This is a genomic window from Halohasta sp. A2, assembly GCF_056175805.1.
Map to the genome: position 1 here is coordinate 1 of NZ_JAQFWV010000205.1, position 476 is coordinate 476.

At 52.9% G+C, this 476-nt stretch carries 1 pseudogene; it reads right to left on the minus strand.

The features are described from left to right. Positions 1-430, minus strand: a pseudogene (locus tag O2S87_RS18795) (ISH3 family transposase); the annotation flags it as partial. Between the last annotated feature and the right edge of the window lie 46 nt (positions 431-476).

Genomic DNA, 476 nt, shown 5'->3' on the forward strand with positions numbered 1-476 from the left:
TCGCATAAGCGTGAAACGTCGTTGTTCCACGCTTGGCCAGTGAGGAGTAGAGAGCTTCTGTCTCGTCTTCATCGCCGTAGTAGGGATCGAGGTGGAGGTCGGCGACGACCTCCACCGGTCGATCAGGGAGCGTCTCGATGGTATCTCGTTGGAGAAGCGTGTCTCCAACTTGCTCGACAGTATCGAGGTCAAACTGATCGGTAAGGTGTCCACGGACGGTATTGGCGTGTGGAGAGTCTTCGGTCGTCTCGCAGATGTGATTGACCGAGGTCCCGCTGGCGCTGGCGCCAGCGAGGATCTTATAGAGCTCCTCTGATGAGACCTTTACACCGTCTGCGAGTTCTATCGGGAGTTCCTCGTCAAGAGTGTTGACGACAAAATTAAGCAGATGCTCTTCTTCGATTTGGTTGTCTGTTTGGAGTTCTTTCACACCATGTCCAAACAGACACTTCCTCTAACCCAATGTGATCAACTGA